Origin of the sequence: Siphonobacter sp. SORGH_AS_1065 (genome assembly GCF_030818595.1) — a bacterium.
GTDB lineage: Bacteria > Bacteroidota > Bacteroidia > Cytophagales > Spirosomataceae > Siphonobacter.
In genome coordinates, this window is sequence record NZ_JAUTAM010000004.1 from 3,686,155 (window position 1) to 3,708,430 (window position 22,276).

Genomic DNA, 22,276 nt, shown 5'->3' on the forward strand with positions numbered 1-22,276 from the left:
GGTAGGCAAAAGTAACAAGACCCGTCGAGTTTTGGAAACCAGACCTGCCTTATTCCGATTTATAATGCCTTTCAGGAGTTACAAAAAGTGTAACGAAAAGACTATACCAATTGTTCTGATGCCATTTTTGGCAGAAAAATTAGGGTCAGCTCATGATTTTAAGCTGACATAAGCAGCATTTTGAAGGAGAATAGCTTATGGATTATCTTCGCAAATGGAATAAAATAAAAATACTCATACGGGTCTGTTTCTCCGCGATCAGCCCATAAAATCCCGTTATGAACCGTCTGGAATTGTTAATAGATTTTTGTAGGGAAGAACCCAATGATCCTTTCAACTGGTATGCTCTGACGTTAGAATATCAGAAAACGGATGCCACTAAAGCGGGGGAAGGGTTTGATAAGCTAATCAGCGATTTCCCAGACTACTTACCCACCTATTATCACGCCGCCCAATTCTGGGCAGAACAGGAGGAAGAGGACAAAGCCCGAGTGATTTACGAACAGGGAATTCAGAAGGCGGAAGAAGCAAAGGATTTTCATGCCCTGCGAGAGCTTAAGGGAGCTTATCAACGCTGGGTGGATGAATGGGAGCTTTAGGGGATAGTTGTTGTTAATAGAAGAAACAAGTGAACACATTGGATCAGCCGTATTAGGGAGTACCGCTGCCAGCGTGGCCCGGCCAGCTTTTGCTGGCAGCAAACCCCAAATAAGCTATTGCTGCCAGCGGAAAAGCTGGCAGCGGCAGGGCTTTCAGATTGCGAGTGAGAAACAGTTTTTATGAGTCAATGTGATCAAGCGAATACAATTGGATCAACCGTATTAGGGAGTACCGCTGCCAGCTTTTCTGCTGGCAGCAAACCCCAAATAAGCTATTGTTACCAGCGGAAAAAGCTGGCCGGGCCACGCTGCCAGCGGCAGGGCCTTCAGATTGTGAGTGAGAAACAGTTTTTCCAGCTTTTTCTCTGCCAGCAATAGTTCATTTCTTAAGTTCCCATCAATGAAAGCCTTGTTTTAGACAGGATATTGCCATTCTCCCCTATAATCTCGTCGGAGAAGTTTGGTGGCTTCTTCGTCATTCAGGATTTGTTCTTTCGTACCGTCCCAGTTAATGCTTCTGCCTAATTTATACGAAAGCATTCCTAAAAGAGCCATATTCGTGGACCGCTGACCAATTTCAATATCACAAACGGGCTTTTGTCTGCTTTCAATGCAGTCGAGGAAATTACGCCAGAGTGCAGCAATGTTTTGCTGATCGGGTAAATCCAGTTTAGGGTCCTGATGAATGATGGATTTGTTCTTGTTAGTCGGATAGAAAGTCCAGCCATCCGTCCAGCCCATGTGAAAGGTTCCTTCCGTACCGTAGAAGTAACAGCCGACATTGGCTTTTTCGGCTTCATTCCCCGCAAAAAGCCGGTGTTCCCATTCAACCGTAAAATCGTCAAACTTCCAGGCCGCAATTTGGTGATCCGGGGCGTCGGTGTCGTCCTGGCGAATGGCTCTGCCGCCCGTCGAGTAAATCTGTTTGGGATGCGGGTCTTCACTCCACCACAGAATCTGATCCAGCCAGTGAATGCCCCAGTCGCCAAGCTGCCCGTTGGCATAATCCAGAAATAAACGAAAGCCTTTCGGATGCATGCTGGGGTGGTAATCGGCGAGAGGAGCGGGGCCGCACCAGGCGTTCCAATCGAGTTCTTTGGGTGGCTCCTGAGCGGTTGTTTTCTCTCCTGGACCACCGCCGTAATGCACGAAAGCCCGGACCATGCCAATTTTTCCGGCTTTGCCCGATTTCAGAAAATCCATTCCTGAAATGTTATGGGGGGAAACGCGTCGATGCGTGCCTACCTGTACGACGCGATTATGCTTACGAGCGGCATTCACCATCGCCCGACCTTCCAAGATGGTATGACTAACGGGTTTTTCTACATATACATGAGCTCCCGACTCGATGGCCGCAATACAGCAAAGCGGATGCCAGTGATCGGGCGTGGCTACAATTACAATTTCAGGTTTTTCTTTGGCCAGCATTTCGCGGTAATCCCGATAGACTTTGGGCTGATCGCTGGTGAGTTTACGGAGTTCTTGCTGAGCGGTCTTGATCTGGCGAGTATCCACGTCACAAAGAGCAACTACTTTCGATTGCCCCGCCTGTATGGCACACCGTAGGATATTCATGCCCCACCAGCCTGAGCCAATGAGGGCGGTTTTGTATTTTTCCGTTCGAACGAAAGAGGATAATAAAGGGACGGCGGAAAAGGCCAGGGAAGCCTTGGAAGTGCTTCCCAGAAAAGTTCTTCGGTTCATAGAGGTTTAGCGTCTGCCTTCGGGCGGTGAAACCCGAAGGCGTGTAGAGGAACCGAAAGATACAAAACCTCAGGAAATCTGTTGGATTAATCGAATAAAGAGTTGGGTTAAGTGAGGTTCAGCCTTAGCGGCTGCCGCCAGGATTTCTTCGAATTTGGCTTCTTTCAGCGTTTCAGGGAAACATAAATCCGTGATGACAGAACAGGCAAAAACCTTCATGCCCACCTGATGAGCTACGATTACTTCGGGAACAGTACTCATGCCAACGGCATCTGTGCCGAGCTGACGAAGGAGTCGGTATTCGGCTTTGGTTTCTAGTTGTGGTCCCTGAACGCTGGTATATACACCCGAATGAAGGGTTACTCCCAACTCTTTTAGAATAGCTTTTCCCTGATTAATTAACTCAAGATCATACGGTTGGCTCATGTCGGGGAAACGCGGGCCAAATGAAGCAGGGTTTTTGCCGCGTAAGGGGCTTTCGGGCAGAAATAACGCAACGTGGTCTTCAATGATCATTAAATCGCTGATGTTGAATGCCGGATTCAGACCCCCGGCGGCGTTGGAAACAAACAGATACTTCACGCCCATCGAATGCAATACCCGAATAGGAAAGGTAACTTCCTGCATCGAATACCCTTCGTAATAATGAAAGCGGCCCTGCAAGCAGATAACGGATTTTCCGCCCAAAGTGCCCAGTATTAATTTACCTGAATGCGTTTCAACCGTAGAGATCGGGAAATGGGGGAGCACATGATAAGGAATTTCGCAAAGCACCTCGATTTCCTGAGCCAGATGCCCAAGGCCCGTACCTAGAATAATACCGATCTTGGCTTCAAAATCGGGTAACTGATTTTGTATGAATTCGCTGGTTTCGCGAATGATTTCAGGAGTCATAAGAGAGATGTCAGAAGTACGAAGATAGATGGTGAGTAATAAATTGAAACAAAAAGGAATAAATCGGACTAAAAACTGCAAACCGACAACCGTAAACTAAACTGATTTGACAAAAACGAGTCATCTTTACACCCGTTTTAGAATTCGTTATTTATTAGTTGAAATGGCACGTACGAGAGGGATGCGTAATAATCGCTTCGTTTTTATTCTGTTTTTAGTGGGTATCGGACTGGTTCTCCGCTACTGTAACCAGCCGCATCCTTTTGAGGTAATCAAGGGGGATTTGTATGAAATAGCGGGCATGAAACGCCCACCGGAAACGCGTCCGGTGGATACCAGCAAAGAAACAGGTTCGAAACGTGAAAAGGGTAGGAAAGAAGAGTATGACTCGGAAGCTTCGGATGTACGGGAGGAAAGCAGTACACAAAACGGAGAGGAAAATACTAGCTCTACGCTGGGTTCGATAGATGAGTACTTACCTGCCTACAACAAGAATGATCAGATTATCAGACGCAGAGGGTACATTCTTGACTATCAGGAAGAATATGAGCAGCCATCCTGGGTGGTCCATTTGTTACTTAACAAAAAAGGCAATGCTAAGCGAGCCGATAGTTTTCAGCCCGATCCAATGGTAAAGACGAAAACAGCTTTGCCGAACGATTACACCAATACGGGTTATGATCGGGGGCACCTGGCTCCGGCAGGCGATTTTAACTATGATCAGGAATTGAAGGACGAAAGTTTTTACATGAGTAATATGTCTCCGCAATTGCACGAGCTTAACACGGGCATCTGGAATAACATTGAGCAGAAAGTAAGAAGCTGGAGCAAAAAACGGGGTGATCTGGTCATTGTTACCGGACCCGTTCTGAAAAAAGGATTACCAACGATTGGCAAGAGTACGAAAATTGCGGTTCCTGAATATTACTACAAACTCGTATACGATCCTCATCAACAGGAAGCTATTGCGTTCTTTATCGCCAATAAAGCTTTCGTGAACGTAGTTCTTCAGGATTTTACGACTTCAATTGATGACGTTGAAAAGAAAACCGGAATTGACTTCTTTGCCAAGTTACCCAAGTCCGTTCAAACGAATATTGAAGCTCAGCATGACGTGAAAGCCTGGTTTGGCCGGGGACGTTAACGGCTTAGGTTAGTACCATAAAAATCCCAGTCAGTATAGCTGACTGGGATTTTTATTAAGTCTTCATTTTCTTCTTTTTCGCGGCGGGGAAAAGAATGTTATTAAGAATCAGCCGATACCCCGGTGAGGTAGGGTGTAAATGTAAATCTGTCGGTTCTTCGCCTACTTCGTGACGATAATCTTCGGGGTCGTGACCGCCGTAGAAGGTCCAGAAGCCTTTACCGAAGGTTCCGTGAATGTAGCGAGCTTCGCCCACTGAACGATTCTCGCCCAGAATCAATACTTCTGGCTTAATGTATTCCTTTTTGAAAGCCGTCGTTTGCCCCATAAATCCTTTCACGGTCGTGGTATGATTCTGGGTTAACATCGTAGGAACGGCATCCCATTTCGCTGAAAACTGAAACAACTGAAAGTAATCGTTAGACTCGATCAATCGGCGTTCTTCAGGCTGGCTATCTACCGTAGAAAATTCAATCTGGTAAGGGTCAAGGATAACCTTAAAGTCTTTGAAAGCAAAGGTTTTAGAGAAATCAAGCTTCTGATTAATGTTTGGATCGGCGGGGGTTCCGTCGTAAAAAGGGTCTACGAAATCAACACCATTGGCCGCCAGAGCTACGTCATAGGTATCCGTTGCGTTACACATGGCGAACATATACCCACCACCCGAAACGAATTCCTGAATTTTTTTTGCCACGTTAAATTTCAATTCGGGAATGGTTGAAAACCCATATTTAGCCGCTGCCTGTAAGCCATTCCGTTTCTGAGCCTGGTAATAGGGATAATTTCGGTGCTGCCAGAACTTACCCATTTGTCCGGTAAAGTCTTCGTGGTGAAGGTGTAGCCAGTCGTAGGTGGGTAACTTGCCACTCATGACTTCATCATCATAAACCGTTTCGTAGGGAATTTCAGCGTAGGTTAGTACCAGTGTTACGGCGTCGTCCCAGGGCTGATTTACCTTTGGACTATACACGGCAATTTTCGGAGCTTTCTGAAGTTTTACCACGTCCATGTTCACATCCGGCTGTTGCAACTCCTGACGAATTTGCTGGGCCTGACCGTCCGAAATGACTTCATAACTGATGCCCCGAATAACTAGCTCATTCTGAAATTTCTGGTTTTCGGGGATCATGAAACTGCCGCCCCGGTAATTAAGTAACCACTCAACTTCGGTTTCGTAATTTTTTAGGACCCAATACGCCAGACCATACGCTTTGAGGTGATTTTTCTGGGATTCATCCATCGGAATCAGTATTTGCGAGGCCCGAGCGGAACCGCAAATCACGCAGAAAAGGATGAACGGAACGATTAGTCGTTTCATTGGTGCAGTAGTTTTCAAAATCAGGAACGAATTTTGACCTTTAGACCATATACGATCTTCCGATCATGGTTCTTGAAAGAATGAATTTACCAGAAATTAAAGATAATTAAGGAGCAATCTATGAATTTGCTTGAAAATACCCGCGAAGGATTACGGTCCATCCGGGCGAATTTATTACGTACGGTTCTTACTTCCCTGATCATTGCCGTGGGAATCAGTAGCCTGGTGGGCATTCTGACGGCCATCGACGGTATTCAGAGCAGTATGGATAATAGCTTTGCTGGTCTGGGAGCGAATACGTTTGATATTAATCAGGGCGAACAGATGGGGATGCGTATTGGCGGTCGCCGGCAGAAGGTTTTTGGGCCGATTCTTTACCGCGAAGCTCAGGAATACAAAGAACGATTTGGCTTTGGTGCTACCGTTTCTCTTGCTACGATGGTGACGGGATCAGCTCAGGTCAAGTTTGAGAGCAAAAAAAGTAATCCCAACGTCACGGTGATGGGAATTGACGAGAATTTTTTCACGGTAAAAAGTTTTAAACTTCAGGAAGGACGCAACCTGACGGCCAATGATGTGTCGATGTCTACGAATGTTGCCATTATGGGGGCCGAAATTGCAACTAATCTTTTTGGAACGTCCCAACCCATTGGGAAAGATATTACGGTGCTGGGGACGAAATTTCGGGGTGGTAGGCTTACTGGAACGAAAAGGTAACCTGACGGGTGGAGGAGACGACCGCCGAATTTATATACCCATTGAAACAGCCCGGCAATTGGCCGGTACCCGCGTGTTGTCTTTTGCCATTACTACCAGCGTCCCCGGCCTCAATCGGATAGAGTTATTAATGGGCGAAGCCCGGGGCTTAATGCGGCAAATCCGCCGTGATCCGACGACGCAGGAAGATTCTTTTCAGGTGGAACGGGCGGATGCCGTGGCGGAAAACTTTAAAGAAGCCAGTTCTAAACTTAAATATGGCGGTTTTGGTATCGGCATCATTACCTTACTAGGAGCCAGCATTGCTCTGATGAATATTATGCTGGTTTCGGTAACCGAGCGAACTCAGGAAATTGGCATTCGAAAAGCCCTGGGAGCAACACCGAGTCGCATTCGGCAGCAGTTTTTAATCGAAGCCATTGTTATTTGTGTATTGGGAGGCGTTGCAGGGCTCATCCTGGCAATGGTATTTGGCAATGTGGTTTCGCAATTGCTCAGTCAGGGCACGGCTAGCTTTATTATTCCCTGGTTATGGCTTGGCATTGGGATTAGCGTTTGCATCGTCGTAGGCCTGTTTTCGGGCTTTTACCCCGCCTGGAAAGCCTCCCGGCTTGATCCCATTGATGCATTGCGTTATGAATAAGTTTAGTCAGCAGGTTGATTTACAGGAGAATGTGAAGAAGTAGAAAACTTTTTCAGGAAAGAGCTTGCCAAGGCGTGTAGGAATGTTGTATACTTGCACTCCCAAACGCGATACGCAATGCCCAGATGGCGGAATCGGTAGACGCGATGGTCTCAAACACCATTGCCTTCACGGGCATGCCGGTTCGACTCCGGCTCTGGGTACTGGTCATCCCTCTTAATAGTCTGCTCGTCAGAATGTTGAGAGGGATTTTTGCTTTGTTACTGAATAATCTCAGATTTTAAGGCTAGGATAGAGGGTAGCTAACTATGCGTATCAGATCCCAATGCAAAGCACTCAGGATTGGCCTTCACTTGAGCAGCTTCAAGGCTAGGATGGACTGTTTTACAGGAACAATTGGCCGCCAATCAGTCGCGTTTAATTGAATCGTTAAAACAACAATTGGATGAATGTTTGCCCAAAGCATATAACGATCAGATGCATACGTTTGATTACCTCATTAATGGCATCATTTAGCATGAACATCTACCATCTTGGGCAAATTGGCTTAGTAATTAGCATGCTCAAGCACCCGTAAACCTTGTCTAACTTAACTTCTTTTAATGTCTAACCTTAAAGGATGGTACCAAAGCTTACCTGTGCCAACAAAATTGTCAATGCTGAGACTTGGCCTTATTGGTCCGCAACGGAGCTAAGGTGATCAGCAATGCCAGAGATTATTTTATCCCAATCTGCTGCATGAAGTTCATGGCCTGTTCCTTCTAAGGTTATCCGGTGTGCATCATCGAGCTCTGCTAGCAATACATCCGTGTGTTTGTAAGACCAGATGACATCATCGGTTCCATGAATAAGCAAAGTCGGCTGTTTAATCTCTGAAACTCGCCCATAGTATTCCTCTCCGCCTTGTAGGAAGGCATGATTGAACATACTCACGTAATTAGTTGCCCGCTTGAATTCAGTCCGGATCAGCTGTTCATGTCTGTTTTTATCAAAAGGTTTCCTTCCACTCATCAAGTGGGCCCCTTGACTCATGTACTCGACCACGGCCTGCTCATCAGTCCAATCTACCTCTCCCCGCTTAGCCTGAAAAGCAACGATACGCTGGTCCATTTCCGGAATGGTGGGATCAGAATCCCCCCAAGGTCCTGTGGAGATCAACGTGAGGGACTTAACGCGTCGCGGGTATTTGAGTGCTGCCATCTGGGCGATCAATCCGCCCAAGGACATGCCCACCAAATGAGCTTGACCCAGCCCGTAACCGTTAATGATGGCCATTGCATCATCCACTAGATCGTCTAACTGGTAGGGAGGAGGCCCCGGGGTATAGGTGGTCGATTGACCCACATCCCGGTTGTCGTAGCGAATGACAAAATAGCCTTTACGAGCCAGCTGCTGGCAGAAAGAGGTATCCCACCAGAGCATGGAAGCCGTGGCACCCATGATCAGTAAAACGGTAGGCCTGCCTACCTGGCCGAAGCTTTGGGTGCATAACTGCACATCTTTGTGTTGAATCAGGCGTTCATTCATCGACTTATCGTATTAGTTAGGTATCATCTGCTGAAGCACCAGGTAAACCAGCTCTTTTGAGCAGTACACCTGCGTGGACAAAGGTAGTCCCATCGGCAATGACCCTACTTGTATAAAATCGACATTTTACTCAGAACGAAACAGGGACCAATCCTGCTTGAAATAAGTCATTGGCGGTTGGCCAGCAAACTCGTTGACATCTCGAATAAAATGGGACTGATCTGAGTAGCCAGCCGCGTAAGCCGTTTGGGTCAGCGAAGTGGGGTGATCCATAAACAAATTGATGCTATGCTCAAAGCGAATGATGCGTGATAATAACTTGGGGCTAAACCCGGCTATCGTCTTAAAGCGTCGTTCTAGCTGCCGTTGGGACAGATAATGCTGATCCACTAACGCTTGAATGGCGAGTTGTCCTTTACTCGAAGTAATAGCCTGGATGCAGCGGAGGACGCCTAGATCGCTACTCGACAGAGTGGCCAATCTATTCTCAAAAAACATCGTCAGCTGGTGGATTCGCTCTGAGTTTGATCGGGCGAGGATAATGGTTTCTTCCAAGTCCTTTCCGACTTGTCCCAACAAGTCAGAAAGTGCTAAATGCTGGTTCGTGAGTTCGTGGGCGGGAACTCCTAACAGCACCCCCAGTGTTCCGGGATGAAAGTAAACTCCCACCAAACCCACAGCCTGGTGGGTCACATACTGAAAGGCTCGCTGGGTTTGAGCTTGTATACTCGCTCCCTTAAGAATTTGCGAGGTGCCCGATGGATTTTCAAGTTCCATCGTCCCTTGATACTGAAAGACCAGTTTGGAAGAGCCCGAAGCGACCGCCCAATGAAAAAAGGGGGTAGTTGGAGGGGCACTACTTTCCAGTGTCCAGAAAAAATGGATGTAGTCTCGGAGCCTCGGGGAGGGCAGATAGCGTAGGTAATGCATGGGCAATGATGTTGAGCAGGCCACGAACAAGAGAGCCTGGTGAGTTTGTTAACAGTTTGCTACGATAAACCCGTTCTGGTAAAAAAGTTGGTTAATAACGAATAGATTTTAGTCCAACTGCTGTTTAATCATTTCATACACATGTATTAACTGCCTTCGGCTTCCGTCGCGTCTTTTTTTCATTAAGAACAAACCAGAGCTCAACAGAGAGTTGCCTGTAAAGTTGCGTTGGGCGATTGCCAATCCACGTGTCGGGTCTACCAAAAGAAACTGTCCCCCAAAACCGTCTGCCCAATAGGTTTGTGTATCCTTATCAATCCACCACAAATATCCATAGGCATCAAAAGGCCACATGCTTTTATCCAATGTCTGGGTATAGGGTTGAAAGCTTTCTTCAATCCAGGAAGCCGAAACGATTGGCTTGCCCATCCAGACTCCCTTTTGAGATACCATCGCCCCGATCCGGGCCATATCGCGGGCACTGAGAAAAATCCAGTACACCCGGTAATCAGATTGGTCGTTTCGGATGGGCCATGGGTTTCCGTATACAACATTGGATGGTGCAAAATCCTGCAGGCCAAGAGGCTGGGCTAGGTATTTATCCATAAACCCGCCAATGGTTTGCCCGGTTTCCTTTTCGAGAATAGCACCTAACACGTTGAAGTCAAAATTATTATAAAAGAAAAAATCTCCAGGTTTATATTGATCTCGTTTCGGTCGGTTGGCCTTGGCAAAATCCGTCTCGGCTTCGGCTGGCAGATACACTCCTGATTTGGCCATTAACAAATCACGAACTGTAGCGGTTTTCTCCTGATGGGTCAGCGGGGTTTTGCTTTCATCGATTCCTAGTTCTCCCAAAGTCTGGTCAAGACGCAGCATACCTTTTTCAACCGCAATACCGATCAATAGATCCATTATGCTTTTTCTGGCTGAGTGACAGTTAATCAGCCGCCGGGTGTCTCCCACTTCAAGAATGATCCGCTCCTTCTGAATGGCTACTACGGCCTGAGCGTTCTGGGCAGTATCTTGTATATAAAGAGAAAGCTGCTTTTGGGTTGCGGCGGATAATGTACCCGCTGTGGAAAGGGGCTTGCCATAGCGGCTCTGCTTGTACCATACGCGTGGTAAACAGGCGTATACGGATGCCAATACCAGGATGATCAGCGTCGCAGTAAGTAAAGATTTGACTCTCTTTTTCATAGTTGCTTGTAGTTTTGGGCGAAGCAACCATCGAATAATTGGATAAGGCCCTCAAAAGATATTTTGAGAGTAATTAACTTGGGTCGATACCTCAGAATACGGATATACCCTTACTCTTGTTTGAAGTGTTTGTTTTGTTGTACATAGGTTTTGGGTGAAATCCCGGCGATTGATTTAAAAATCCTGTAAAAGCTGGCCTCCGAATTAAACCCGCACTCAAATGCGATTCCTAGCAAGGAAAGGTTTTGTGATTGAAGGGTATCCAGCATCCTTTTCACCGCCTCTACCCGGTATTCATTAACCAGTGTTCGAAAGCTCTTGCCAAATGATTGGTTAATCACCTTGGACACGACTGACGAGCTACTGCCTAGTACATCCGCCAGTTTCTGAATAGTAAGCTCGGGATCCAAATACAATTTTTGCTCTATCAAAACCCTCTCGATCTGCTCTTTTAGTAAATTTTGTTTACTTGATTGGTCATTAGAAACGGGTGAGACGAGACCGCTTCGCTGGGCCGGCAGGAATGAAAGTAACTGCTGTTGGGAAAGCTTTGCAAGGATACCGGTATTGTCTGCAATCATGTAACCCCTAAAACCAAGGTAATACACCAGGCTTGAAAGGTAAATGAAAAACACCTGCAAATAGACAAAGGGCCGTATCTGGAAAATCGAGAAGTTTTCCAGCAAGAAAGTTAGCCCCCAGATTCCAATCAGTATAAAGCACAGCAGCGATAACCTTCTAAGCCAATTGTAGGTGGGATAATCGGTAGTAGAGGTATAATCAAAAAGCCATTGACGATACTGATGAACTAACCTTGCCCCCATCCACCAGTATATAATAGCTGAAAAGATGGCTAAAATCTCCTCTATTTGCTTGACTAAATTAAACGAAAGGCCATTGGCAATAGCGTCTTTTTCATTTAAATCCATGGTCGATAAGGTTGCCATGTATACAGTAAGTGCATATCCCATTGAAATAGCAAAGGGGACAAAATGCGGCCAGTGCTTTCTGTTTAGTTTAAAAGGGACATAAATCAGGGAATGGATGTATAACCAGACGAGTGGCTGAATGAGCAGTTCAAATGCCAGTGGGAAGTACCGAAAGTATACAGAGTGCCAAAGTCCGGTAGTGTGAATCAATATTTTCACACCTAATAAATTGAAAGTGATCAGCACTGCTAACAATAACAACTTATTCAACTGTTGTCTTTTGCGAAGGGTAATCATTGCTGAAATAATGGTACCCTGGGCGATCCCAATAAGAATAATTACTTCAAAAAGGGAAAATCCGGCATCGTGACTCATGGTCAATTAGATACAAAAAATGTATTTGTATAGGCTTGAAATTAAAGCATCTATGTAGAAGTGACACCGCAAATCGGTTTTCCCAGGGTTAGTTGCTGTTTTTCACTAACCCTTATGTATAATCTACTTTCTTCTAAGGTAATCAGCATTTGATTTATCGTACGTATACGTTTCCACGTACGATTGTAATAGATGAGTAGGTAAGTACTGGAAAAACGTTCTTCTCCCAGCACTTTAGCTACTATATCATTAGTAAATGCTATCCAGTCTATAACCATTATAAGTTAGTTGCATAGCCGGGAAAAGCCTATTCCGATCCTGTTTTATAAGTGTTTTTAATTAAGTCGAATGTTTCTGCCAATGTTTGATTTCTTCCTCAATGAAGTGAGTGACTAAGGTTCGATAGAGCCCTTCAATTATATCTGGATTTAATCCCTGCTGCTGGGCCCAGTCTCGGCGTTGCACTAGCATAGCCGTGAAGCGTTCAGGGGCACGTACCGCTGTTTCATTGGTTTTGAACTTAGCCGCTGCTTTGACATACTCAAATCGCTGTGCCCATAGACGAATCACTTCCTTATCGAGGGCATCAATAGCCTGCCTGATATCAACCATGTCCTGACAATCTTCTGGCTTCTTAAAGGGATGATCCATGTATTTCTTAATTGTATAATCAATCGTTATGTTATATTAACTAGCTGAGGCTGTTAGGGAAGCAATTTAGCTGTGAATATCTTTTTGGGAGACATTTAAGCTTTCGGCTCTAGCAAGTCCCAAAGATTGCCGTAGAGGTCTTCAAACACGGCTACTTTTCCGTAGGTTTCTTCTTTGGGAGGTCTAACAAACTTGATTCCCTGTTGCTGATACGCCTGATAGTCTCTTTCGAAGTCGTCGGTGTAGAGGAAGAGAAATACCCTGCCACCCGTTTGATTGCCAACCCGGCTTTCCTGAGCTTGCCCATCCGCTTTGGCTAGTAATAAAGCACACGACCCATCGCCCTTTGGAGCCACTAACACCCAGCGTTTGGTTTCGCTAAGTTTCGTATCTTCCAGCAAAGTAAACCCAAGCTTAGTCGTATAAAAGTCTATCGCCTCATCGTAATCTTGGACTACTAGGGTGAGGTGAGCAATGCGTTGATTCATATAGGATGCTAAGCTAGTGATTAAATACCGGTACTGGTGGTATTTAATCACTGCAAGATCTAAAGGTAATTCATGCAAAAGGGGTGGAATAATCCCACGTTATAGATATTCTGAATCACCTGTAAAGAGTCTGCTGGCAGTGAGCGAAGCGAGCGGACCGTTAGCTATCTAGTCCACTGTAGAGGCTTTTCGTGATAACGAACGTTTCAGTACCCGTTGTGAGTAAAAATCAAATTGTTGATTATCAGGTATTTGTGGTTTACCTAAACTGGGTTGGCTATATAGTCCACTGTTAGTTTGCTAGGATTGTGTAGATTCAATGATTGGTTCAATACTCGCTAAAGTTATGGACATTAACCTCCGGCTTTCCTACTTCTCCTGGATCTTGATTATAGCCTCAACATTAGTTACTCTATTACTATCCTTTGGCTTTTACCTGGGCTCTAAAGATGATTCACAGGCTATGCTTATTGAACAGGGATGGGTTTTAATTCTAGTAGCTAGATGGATTGGGTTTTCACTGTTATCAACACTAGCATCTGTTGCGATTGCCGTTCTTGGAACGATCGTATTAGACGCATCAAGTTACAGGCAAATATTCCGAATCTCAGCCGTTTGCAATAGTATCGGAGCCTTTTTAGGAACCGTAGCTTTCGTCAGAACTATCATGTTTTAAAAATCTTCCACCTAACACCCGGGGGTAGATCAGACGCTTTTAGCTACCGGGGAGGGTTAAATAGTAACTCTACCGCCCTTTACTTGCAAGACTGCCAGGAGGCTGATTCACCAACGATGATTGGACTAACTCCTATATGGGCTGGACAGAAGATATAGGGAGCTTCAGCATTCTCTTTCTTTTCCCGGTCTTCATCATAGTGAAAGGTTAGATAAAACACAGTGTCTGTTTTCTTAAATTCATCTGGAAGATTAAGTACTGCTGCCTGAGAGGTATAAATAGTACTCAAGTGAGCAGGCCGAGGAAGGTCCGAGCGTGGCTCCAAAAATGTCACCAGAGAAGCTTTAACCGGGCAATACTCCATGGTATAACGTACCGCTACACATGTACGCTTATGAATGTTTGCTTGCTCTTTCGAGCAGGAGAAGAGGATGAAAGCAAGCAGGATGACCGATACGATATAGGATTTCATAGGCATAGACTTAATTGGTTCAATACAGACCCTGAACTTGCATTATAGGTTGCAAAGCCGTTCATCCTAATTTCTTTTATTACTAGTCATGGAAGCACGATCTTAGATAAACTATCCACCCTTAACTGTCTGCTTATGTCCACTTACAAAGAGTTTATCAAAGTCTTCTTGGTTACCTTAGTAGGCATGTTCGTCTGCGTTTTTGCCATCGAAGTCCTCTACCGGGTTATGAAAGGATTACCATTTGAAGAAGCCATGACTCTCTATCAGCCTAACTATAGCCATGTGGGAGTCGCTTGTGCCATCGCTGTTGCAGTGACGTATGGAAAGAAGAAATCTGTTGCTGAGAAGTAAGTAATAAGCAATTCTCTAGGATGTAAAATTTTAAACGCCCTTTATTATCAGGTGATTTAGTTTCCCGCAGTCGCTCGGCTCTGCCGAGTGACTGCATAGCGGTAGGCCTCTGGCCGTCTGAGGCAAAGAAATCTACCAGAAAGCTAAAAGGTTTGCCTAACCTAAAAGCTTTGACTTCCATCGGCCAGAGGCCTGCACTCTACTTTGTCACTCGGCAGAGCCGAGCGACTGCGGGAGATTTTAAATTGCCCCGGAGGAATGAGTCCTTGTACAACTCCCTAAAATAACTTGAAATATGATGAAGCAAATTCTATGCTTTTTGTTTGTACTGGTATTCGTTGAGTGTAGCTGTCAACCCAAATGCAAGCCTGGTCTTTTTACCTTTAACCAGTGTACGTTTCCCTATCCGGCAACTGTTGGAGAGGCCAACGAGGTGATGAAGCTCAACTATAAGGGCAATGGGATTTTCGTTATCGACTCTGTGTACGGATCGTTTAAGTATGACTTCTTGACCCTTCATCATCGCCAATTTATGAAGGATTTCGACTGGGACCCCTTGGAAAAATCCGAAGACAATTTTGAGGAAAATGTAGATTGTTATTCATTCAATATTCCGGCGAAAATAGAGTCATACGAATCCATTATTCAGTCACTTGAAAAACAGGCAGGTGCAAAATCGAGAACCATTCACCACGAAAAAAATTATAAGAAAGACCCCCTTTGGATGATGCTTTCAGATGGTGAGAAAATCAATTTTTTTTATGAATATATTCGAATAAATGAATGTATTTCAGCTGTTATAATGGATGTACATAAGTTTCTTCCACCACAGGCCTTCAAGAAGTTACCTCCTAGGCCTGAACTCGTGTCGGTAGATTTTTTTATCAATGCTTCTGATGAAGAAATTTTTAAAATATATGGACAGCCATTGAAATAAATTTAAAACCAAGATAAAAAGTAAAGATTCTTAAATTTAAGAATCTTTACTTTTTATCTTGGTTTTAAACCTGATTTGCTAAGTTCAAGCTTATGCGTCAGATTGGGTTGTGCACAGTTATAAGCGGGCTTGGCTCGAACGAAGAGAAGACAAAGTAGTAATTGTGAAATATTATTTTAGAAAGTCTCTATGCTGGAAAATAAACCGTAAAAATAGATCCTTTCCCCACGACACTATGAGCGGTGATGGCTCCGCCGTGGTTATTGACTACGTTCAGGCAAATGGCCAGGCCGACGCCTGTTCCGGCGAACTCGTTTTTACCGTGTAACCGCTGAAAAACCTGAAAAATCCGGTCAAGGTATTGTTCGTCAAAACCAATACCGTTGTCCTGAATATCAATTTGATGGTAACGAGGCGTTTGTACAATGGGTTTTACGGTAAGGGGTAAATCGGTAACTTTCGTAATCTGGTATTGAATCTGAATGTTCGGAATTGTCGCATTGCCTAGCGTGTCACGACTGCTGAATTTTAGAGCATTGCTTAATAAATTCTGGAATAACTGCCGCAATTGCGAGGCATCTCCCTGAATGCTGGGCAATGGAGTCTGCTGGAGCTGAGCCCCGGACTCTTCAATGACAATCGAAAGATTATCCCGAATCTGTTGAAAGACCTCATTCAGACAAACAGGTAGTAATGTGATCGTGCGGCTGGAAATTTTGGAAAAATTGAGCAGGTCATGAATCAATAAAGACATCCGTTTGGCGGCATCCTGCATTCGGTTTAGATACAGCAATTCATCCTTGGCCGTAGGTTGGAATTTCTTCTTTAGCAAATCGCCAAACTGCTGAATTTTACGCAGCGGCTCTTGTAAATCGTGACTGGCGATATAGGCAAACTGTTCCAGACTTTCGTTCGAACGCATTAAATGCAGGTTCAATTCCGCCAGTTCGTCAATTGTACGGGCTAGCTTTTCATTCGTATGGATTAATTCCCCATTGGCTACCGCCAGCTCTTCCGTTCGTGCCTGAATCTGACTTTCTAAAGCAAACTGAAGTTTTCGCTGTTTGGTAACATCCTGAGCAGTTCCACTGACTTTGTAGGGCTCATTTTTGGCGTCGTAAAAGATCTTTCCCTGAGCATGCAAAATGCGTTCTGTATGCGTATGAACGTTTTCCAGCGTATACTCTACATCGTAAATGCTCTGGAGAAGAAAAGCTCCTGCCAGGGCTTCTTTCAGTCGAGGCACATCCGATTCCCGAACGGACTCGAAAAAGGCTTCCAGCGTGATTACTTTCTCACTGTCAAACCCATACCATTGCCGCATCCGATCAGAGAAAATGATTTCGTCCGTTTTTAAATCCAGCTCCCAGGTACCTAATTGAGCCAGTTCAACGGCACCCATCAGGGTAGCCTGAGCTTCAATGGCGTTTTGTCGTTGAACTACTACATCCGTGACATCAACGGCTACGATCAGCGTGGTGGTGTGGCCGGTTCCGGTTGCAACTGGGGTATAGTGAAATTGGTAATAACGTTTCGCAATCGAGTCAGATGGCTCATACACAGGTAATTCGGCAGAAGTATAAGCTTCTTTACGTTGATGAACTCTTCTCAGATCCTGGATGAAATCATGCTCAGCCCAGTCGGTCAGACTTTCCAAACAGGACTTGCCGATGAGTTCACGCCCTTTCTGCAAAAGCTTAAACAAAGCTTCATTCGCAATTTCAAGCGTCATGTCTTCTCCCGAAACCAAACCCATGGCAATCGGGGAGGCGGTAATCAGCGTCTGGAAGCGAGGATAGAGATCAGCAGACCCATGAGAAACCGGAGCCTCTTTATAAGAAGTAATGATGAGTTTAAAGTAATCCGGTTTCGTTTCAGTATCATAGGCACACCTTGCCCTGATCCGATGAATCGAGCCGTCATCCCAAACGACTCGGGGTTCAAAATACACCTGTCCCGTTTCCATGAGGGTTGAGTAAGCCGCCTGTCGGAGTAACTCATCCTCTGGGTGAAAGTATTGTACGAAAGCAAATCGGCTGAGCTGGGCCGCTGCGTTACCCGTCATCAGCCAGGCATACGAGGGAGAGTATTCAATGGCATTGCTCTTGAGATTAACGATACAAAAACCGACTTCCTGATTCTGAAAAGCCAGTTCTGCCAGTTTCTGAGAAGGCTGAGCCATTTCTTCAATGATACCCGTTAATTCAAAAGAGTTTTCCAGAGTTAAAATCTTACCCTTCATCCGCCGCCATTGAAAAGTATCTTTCGTTCGGAATTGTACTTCAAAAGCGGAATCAGCAGGCGTATTCGGGATGAAGTGAAAACGTTGGATGATTTGATGATGATCTTCAGTATGGATACACGCCAGAAATTGAAGGAAGGAAATGCGGTCTTCGCCGGAGTACCCCAGAAGCGATTGGGCCAGGTCGTTGCATACGATTTCCTGCGTTGTTGGTTCGTAACTCCAGGTGCCGATTCCGGCCACCTGTAAAGCCAGTTGCAATCGTTTGATTTCAGAGTAAAGTTCTGTAGGGGTAGGCATAGAACTGCCGGATAGTTATGCTGATCAAATTAGGTGAAAAATCACATAAACATACTTGAATGTTTAGAAATTTAGATGAGTAAAACCTAGGTATTGTGAATAGATAAGTAAGGATGAGGATAAATTAAATTTTTTTCAATCAATTCAACTTCAAATGGGTTAATACCAGATCGAAGGATGATTTGAAGAAAAGCTGTTTTTTGACGATTTAAACGATTAATCTACACTTCTTTACGCAACAGAACGCTATGATTACTCGCCGACATTTTCTTACGAATACCTTAAAAGGAGTGGCGTTGACCGGTACGGCTCCATTGCTTACTCCCTTCTGGAGCGAACCTTCAAAAGAATCAGAAATCATGACAGAAGACCAGAAAATAGCCAGGAAACATTATCGGCTGCCTTATCACTCGGGTTTGGGTGGGGTAGCGATTGGTAACGGATTTAAGCCTACTTCCGATGAGGATGCTGAACAGGCACTGGAAGCAGCCTGGGCACAGGGGGTTCGTTATTTTGACACGTCTCCCTGGTATGGACTGGGGTTGAGCGAAAGACGCTTTGGACATTTTCTCAAGAATCAGAAACGCGAGGATTATGTGTTGTCCACAAAGGTTGGACGTATTCTGAAAGCTACTAAAACGCCGCCCAAAGCCCTGTGGCAAAATCCTTCGCCTTTTCAGCATACATATGATTACACGGCCTCGGGCGTTCGCCGTTCCGTAGAAGATAGCCTGCAACGCTTAGGTCTGGACAGCATTGATATCGTGTTCATTCACGATTTATCGCCCGATAACGGAGATTTAAAAGAACGCTGGACGGAGCAATTCGAGATTGCTGCCAAAGGAGCCATGCCCGAGCTGACTAAAATGCGGGAAGAAGGGATAATTAAAGGTTGGGGATTGGGGGTTAATACCATCGAACCTATTCTAAAGACGCTCGAAGTAGCTGATCCAGATGTTTGCCTTTCAGCCACGCAATATTCGCTCATGTATCATCAGGATGCTCTGGACCGGCTTTTCCCGGCCTGTGAGAAAAAAGACGTGTCAATAGTGGTGGGTGCTCCACTGAATGCTGGTTTTCTGGCGGGTGTGGATCGCTATAATTATAGTGGGCAAATGCCCGAAGGGTATAAGCAAAAGCGGGAGAAGATCAGTGCCATTGCGAAAAAACACGGAACGGATTTGCGAACCGTCGCTTTGCATTTCTCAGCGGCTCCGTCGGTTGTTTCGGCGGTTATTCCCGGAGCACGAACGGCTCAACAAGCTTCCGAAAACGCGATTTCGATGAAAACAAAGGTACCGGCTGAGGTATGGCAAGAGCTGAAAGCCCAAAAGCTGATTTCCGAACAGGCTCCCACGCCTAAATTGGGTTAACCAAACCAAAAGAAACCCTGCTCGCATCACAAGCAGGGTTTCGGGATTACTTACTTCAGTTACTAAAGCCTTATCACGCAGAAAAAGCAGTACCAGAACCCCTTAAATAGCTGGTAGTATGGACGATAAAAAGCCTCTTGTGTCTAAAACAGGAGGCTTTTGTTATTATACGTAAGGCGTACTTGCTAACTTTTAGGGGTATTCAGGCCGCATAAAAAATGTTGCGGTTAGAAGAGTTCTAAATCCTGCTTAAGGGCTATAATTTGTATGAAATCAGTCGCTAACCCCTAACAGATTCATGAGCTGAAAGGCCATCATTCCGTCGCTTTAGGTATCGGGAGTCGGTTGAGAATCCTCAAGAAACGTTAATTTTAAGAAAAAACAGATGCGAATAATACTTACTCTAGGTTTTCAATTCATTTTCCTTTACTCCTTCGCTCAGAAGAATCTGGTGCCTTACGTGAAACCCTTGATTGGTACCGAGAAAATGGGGCATACCTTTCCCGGGGCTACCGTACCTTTTGGTTCGGTGCAGTTAAGTCCTGATTCTGATACGATTTCGTATGAACTCAATGGCAAGTATAATGGCGAGGTCTATAAGTACTGTGCGGGGTATAAGTATGAAGATAAAACCATTGCCGGTTTCAGTCATACGCATTTCAGTGGAACGGGTCATTCCGACTTAGGTGATTTTCTTATTATGCCAACGCAGGGGAAGCTTCAACTCAATCCCGGTGTAGCATCAGACCCCAAGACGGGCTACCGTTCGGCGTTTTCGCATACGAATGAAGTCGCTGAGGCGGGGTATTATAAAGTTAAACTCGACGATGATCATATTCTGGCGGAGTTAACGGCTTCCAAGCGGGTTGGTTTTCATCAGTACACTTTTCCGAAATCAAATGATTCGCACCTTATTCTGGATTTAGCTTCGGGGATTTATAACTACGATGATAAAGTAATCTGGACGTACGTTCGGGTGGTGAATGATTCGCTCATTACGGGTTACCGTCAAACCAATGGCTGGGCTCGTACCCGCACGGAATATTTTGCTTTATCCTTTTCAAAGCCTTTCAAGTCTTACGGACAGAAAAATCTCGACAAGAATCAGGTCTATCGGGGTTTCTGGCGGAAGTTCGACCAGAACCATAATTTCCCCGAGATTGCGGGAAAACGCATTCGTATGCACTTCGATTTTGCGACGGCAGAAGGGGAGCAGGTGAAGCTGAAAATGGCAATCTCGCCCGTAAGTCAGGAAAATGCTCTGGAAAACCTGAAAGAAGAAGTGCCCCACTGGGACTTTAACCGGGTAAAAGCGGAAGCTCAGGCATCCTGGAACAAGGAGCTGAACAAAATTCAGGTAGAAACCTCCGAAGATAACCTGGTCAATTTCTATACTTCCATGTATCACACGTTCATTAATCCAACGGAATACATGGACGCGAACCGACAATACAAAGGCTTGGATCAGGGCGTTCATACGGCGAAGGATTTTGTGAATTATACTACATTTTCGCTTTGGGATACCTACCGGGCTTTGCATCCGTATTTTAACATTATTCAGCCTTCGCGTAATAATGACATGGTGAAATCCATGATGGCTCATTATGACCAGAGTGCTCTGAAAATGTTACCCATCTGGTCACATTATGCCAATGAAAACTGGTGTATGAGTGGTTACCACAGCGTTTCGGTAGTAGCCGATGCCATTATCAAGGGCGTTTATACGGGTGATGCCCATAAGGCTCTGGAGGCCTGTATGGTCACGTCTAATCACCGTGATTATGAGGGCATTGGGGAGTACATCGACACGGGGTACGTTCCGGCGGAAAAGAATGGGACGTCTGTTTCAAACACGCTCGAATATGCTTATGACGATTGGTGTATTGCTCAGATTGCCAAAAAACTGAATCGCCAGGAAGTGTATGAGAGCTATTTAAAACGTTCGCAGAATTGGAAAAATGTGTATGATAAATCCATCGGTTTCATGCGTCCACGGTTGGCAGACGGTAGCTTTAAGAAAGAGTTCGACGTATTGAGTACGCACGGTCAGGGTTTCATCGAAGGGAATACGTGGAATTACAGTTTCTTCGTTCCTCACGATCCTGCCACAATGATGGAAATGATGGGGGGAGCTAAGAAATTTGCTACTCGTCTGGATACTTTATTCTCTATGCATTTACCCGATAAGTTCTTTGCTGAAACGGAAGACATTTCTCGCGAGGGCATTATTGGGGGTTATGTGCACGGGAATGAACCTGCTCACCACGTGGCTTACCTCTACAACTGGGCGGGTCAACCCTGGAAAACGCAGGAACGGGTACGGATGATTCTGAACATGCAGTATAAGCCAACATCCGACGGCCTGGGAGGGAATGATGATTGCGGTCAGATGAGTGCCTGGTACATTTTTTCGTCGCTGGGTTTTTATCCCGTAGCTCCCGGTTCTGATCTTTATTCGTTAGGAAGTCCGGCGGTGAAAAATGCTGTTCTAACTCTGGAGAATGGAAAGACGTTTACGGTAGAGGCCATTAACCAAAGCGATAAGCATGTGTATGTACAAAAGATTGTACTGAATGGTAAGCCCGTAACAAACTACACGCTTTCGCACGCAGACCTTATGAATGGGGGTAAACTGACGTTCTACATGTCGGCTAAACCTGTTAAAAAGTAATTTATGACAGAAAGCTGACCATTGGCTTTTGACGAAAATGCAGGGGACAGGTAGTTTACATTGGAGCTTCCCGAAAGGTTTAACCTTTCGGGAAGTTAAACGGGCTCCTGACAAAAATCTAACTTGTAATAC

Annotated in this window: 20 protein-coding genes and 1 tRNA gene; 10 read left to right on the forward strand and 11 right to left on the reverse strand. The window is 45.2% G+C overall.

What is annotated here, in order from left to right:
• Nucleotides 1-278: 278 nt before the first annotated feature.
• Together QE390_RS15980 and QE390_RS15985 are read left to right on the forward strand one after the other, a co-directional pair.
• The gene (locus QE390_RS15980) at nucleotides 279-599 is read left to right on the forward strand and encodes a tetratricopeptide repeat protein (protein ID WP_307142876.1); all 321 of its coding nucleotides are present in this window, start codon (nucleotides 279-281) and stop codon (nucleotides 597-599) included.
• Nucleotides 600-779: 180 nt separating this feature from the next.
• Nucleotides 780-977: a hypothetical protein gene (locus QE390_RS15985; protein WP_307142877.1), complete on the forward strand. Its 198-nt coding sequence runs from the start codon at nucleotides 780-782 to the stop codon at nucleotides 975-977.
• 36 nt (nucleotides 978-1,013) lie between these two features.
• Here QE390_RS15985 and QE390_RS15990 read toward each other — a convergent pair whose 3' ends face one another.
• Nucleotides 1,014-2,303, reverse strand: a complete 1,290-nt coding sequence (locus QE390_RS15990; protein ID WP_307142878.1) for a Gfo/Idh/MocA family protein — start codon at nucleotides 2,301-2,303, stop codon at nucleotides 1,014-1,016.
• Between the two features lie 69 nt (nucleotides 2,304-2,372).
• Nucleotides 2,373-3,197: a purine-nucleoside phosphorylase gene (locus QE390_RS15995; protein ID WP_307142879.1), complete on the reverse strand. Its 825-nt coding sequence runs from the start codon at nucleotides 3,195-3,197 to the stop codon at nucleotides 2,373-2,375.
• A gap of 163 nt (nucleotides 3,198-3,360) precedes the next feature.
• Here QE390_RS15995 and QE390_RS16000 point away from each other — a divergent pair, with 163 nt between their 5' ends.
• A complete protein-coding gene (locus tag QE390_RS16000; protein WP_307142880.1) occupies nucleotides 3,361-4,341 on the forward strand; it encodes a DNA/RNA non-specific endonuclease in 981 nt (326 codons plus the stop codon).
• Between the two features lie 55 nt (nucleotides 4,342-4,396).
• On the opposite strand, the gene QE390_RS16005 is transcribed toward QE390_RS16000, so the two are convergent.
• Nucleotides 4,397-5,659, reverse strand: coding sequence for an asparagine synthetase B (locus tag QE390_RS16005; RefSeq protein WP_307142881.1), 1,263 nt, complete (start codon nucleotides 5,657-5,659; stop codon nucleotides 4,397-4,399).
• 120 nt (nucleotides 5,660-5,779) lie between these two features.
• Between QE390_RS16005 and QE390_RS16010 the strand changes: the two genes are divergently transcribed.
• The 3 genes from QE390_RS16010 (at nucleotide 5,780) to QE390_RS16020 (ending at nucleotide 7,222) form a co-directional block, all read left to right on the forward strand.
• Nucleotides 5,780-6,376, forward strand: coding sequence for an ABC transporter permease (locus tag QE390_RS16010; protein WP_307142882.1), 597 nt, complete (start codon nucleotides 5,780-5,782; stop codon nucleotides 6,374-6,376).
• Complete coding sequence (locus tag QE390_RS16015) at nucleotides 6,309-7,019, forward strand: ABC transporter permease (RefSeq protein WP_307142883.1); 711 nt, start codon at nucleotides 6,309-6,311, stop codon at nucleotides 7,017-7,019. The genes QE390_RS16010 and QE390_RS16015 overlap by 68 nt, the downstream gene beginning before the upstream one ends.
• 119 nt (nucleotides 7,020-7,138) lie before the next feature.
• Nucleotides 7,139-7,222: transfer RNA gene (locus QE390_RS16020), tRNA-Leu, on the forward strand.
• 469 nt (nucleotides 7,223-7,691) lie between these two features.
• Here QE390_RS16020 and estT read toward each other — a convergent pair.
• From estT to QE390_RS16055, 7 genes are all read right to left on the reverse strand, one after another.
• A complete protein-coding gene (gene estT / locus QE390_RS16025) occupies nucleotides 7,692-8,546 on the reverse strand; it encodes a macrolide hydrolase EstT (RefSeq protein WP_307142884.1) in 855 nt (284 codons plus the stop codon).
• A 126-nt stretch (nucleotides 8,547-8,672) separates the two neighbouring features.
• Nucleotides 8,673-9,476, reverse strand: coding sequence for a helix-turn-helix domain-containing protein (locus QE390_RS16030; RefSeq protein WP_307142885.1), 804 nt, complete (start codon nucleotides 9,474-9,476; stop codon nucleotides 8,673-8,675).
• A 108-nt stretch (nucleotides 9,477-9,584) separates the two neighbouring features.
• Nucleotides 9,585-10,676: a serine hydrolase gene (locus QE390_RS16035; RefSeq protein ID WP_307142886.1), complete on the reverse strand. Its 1,092-nt coding sequence runs from the start codon at nucleotides 10,674-10,676 to the stop codon at nucleotides 9,585-9,587.
• Nucleotides 10,677-10,786: 110 nt separating this feature from the next.
• Nucleotides 10,787-11,980 carry an AraC family transcriptional regulator gene (locus QE390_RS16040; RefSeq protein ID WP_307142887.1) on the reverse strand — a complete coding sequence of 398 codons (1,194 nt, stop codon included), beginning with the start codon at nucleotides 11,978-11,980 and terminating at the stop codon, nucleotides 10,787-10,789.
• 339 nt (nucleotides 11,981-12,319) lie between these two features.
• The gene (locus QE390_RS16045; protein ID WP_106634956.1) at nucleotides 12,320-12,631 is read right to left on the reverse strand and encodes an isochorismate lyase; all 312 of its coding nucleotides are present in this window, start codon (nucleotides 12,629-12,631) and stop codon (nucleotides 12,320-12,322) included.
• A gap of 95 nt (nucleotides 12,632-12,726) precedes the next feature.
• Nucleotides 12,727-13,119 carry a VOC family protein gene (locus QE390_RS16050; RefSeq protein WP_307142888.1) on the reverse strand — a complete coding sequence of 131 codons (393 nt, stop codon included), beginning with the start codon at nucleotides 13,117-13,119 and terminating at the stop codon, nucleotides 12,727-12,729.
• A 755-nt stretch (nucleotides 13,120-13,874) separates the two neighbouring features.
• Nucleotides 13,875-14,267, reverse strand: a complete 393-nt coding sequence (locus QE390_RS16055) for a hypothetical protein (protein ID WP_307142889.1) — start codon at nucleotides 14,265-14,267, stop codon at nucleotides 13,875-13,877.
• 135 nt (nucleotides 14,268-14,402) lie between these two features.
• On the opposite strand from QE390_RS16055, the gene QE390_RS16060 reads away from it, so the two are divergent.
• On the forward strand, nucleotides 14,403-14,621 hold the full coding sequence (locus QE390_RS16060; RefSeq protein WP_307142890.1) for a hypothetical protein: 219 nt from the start codon (nucleotides 14,403-14,405) through the stop codon (nucleotides 14,619-14,621).
• A gap of 295 nt (nucleotides 14,622-14,916) precedes the next feature.
• Nucleotides 14,917-15,558: a hypothetical protein gene (locus QE390_RS16065; RefSeq protein ID WP_307142891.1), complete on the forward strand. Its 642-nt coding sequence runs from the start codon at nucleotides 14,917-14,919 to the stop codon at nucleotides 15,556-15,558.
• A 187-nt stretch (nucleotides 15,559-15,745) separates the two neighbouring features.
• Here the strand turns inward: QE390_RS16065 and QE390_RS16070 are convergent, their stop codons facing one another.
• The gene (locus tag QE390_RS16070; protein ID WP_307142892.1) at nucleotides 15,746-18,100 is read right to left on the reverse strand and encodes an ATP-binding protein; all 2,355 of its coding nucleotides are present in this window, start codon (nucleotides 18,098-18,100) and stop codon (nucleotides 15,746-15,748) included.
• A 248-nt stretch (nucleotides 18,101-18,348) separates the two neighbouring features.
• Here QE390_RS16070 and QE390_RS16075 point away from each other — a divergent pair, with 248 nt between their 5' ends.
• Both QE390_RS16075 and QE390_RS16080 read left to right on the forward strand, forming a co-directional pair.
• A complete protein-coding gene (locus QE390_RS16075) occupies nucleotides 18,349-19,473 on the forward strand; it encodes an aldo/keto reductase (RefSeq protein ID WP_307142893.1) in 1,125 nt (374 codons plus the stop codon).
• Nucleotides 19,474-19,858: 385 nt separating this feature from the next.
• Nucleotides 19,859-22,144, forward strand: a complete 2,286-nt coding sequence (locus tag QE390_RS16080; protein WP_307142894.1) for a GH92 family glycosyl hydrolase — start codon at nucleotides 19,859-19,861, stop codon at nucleotides 22,142-22,144.
• Nucleotides 22,145-22,276 lie beyond the last annotated feature (132 nt).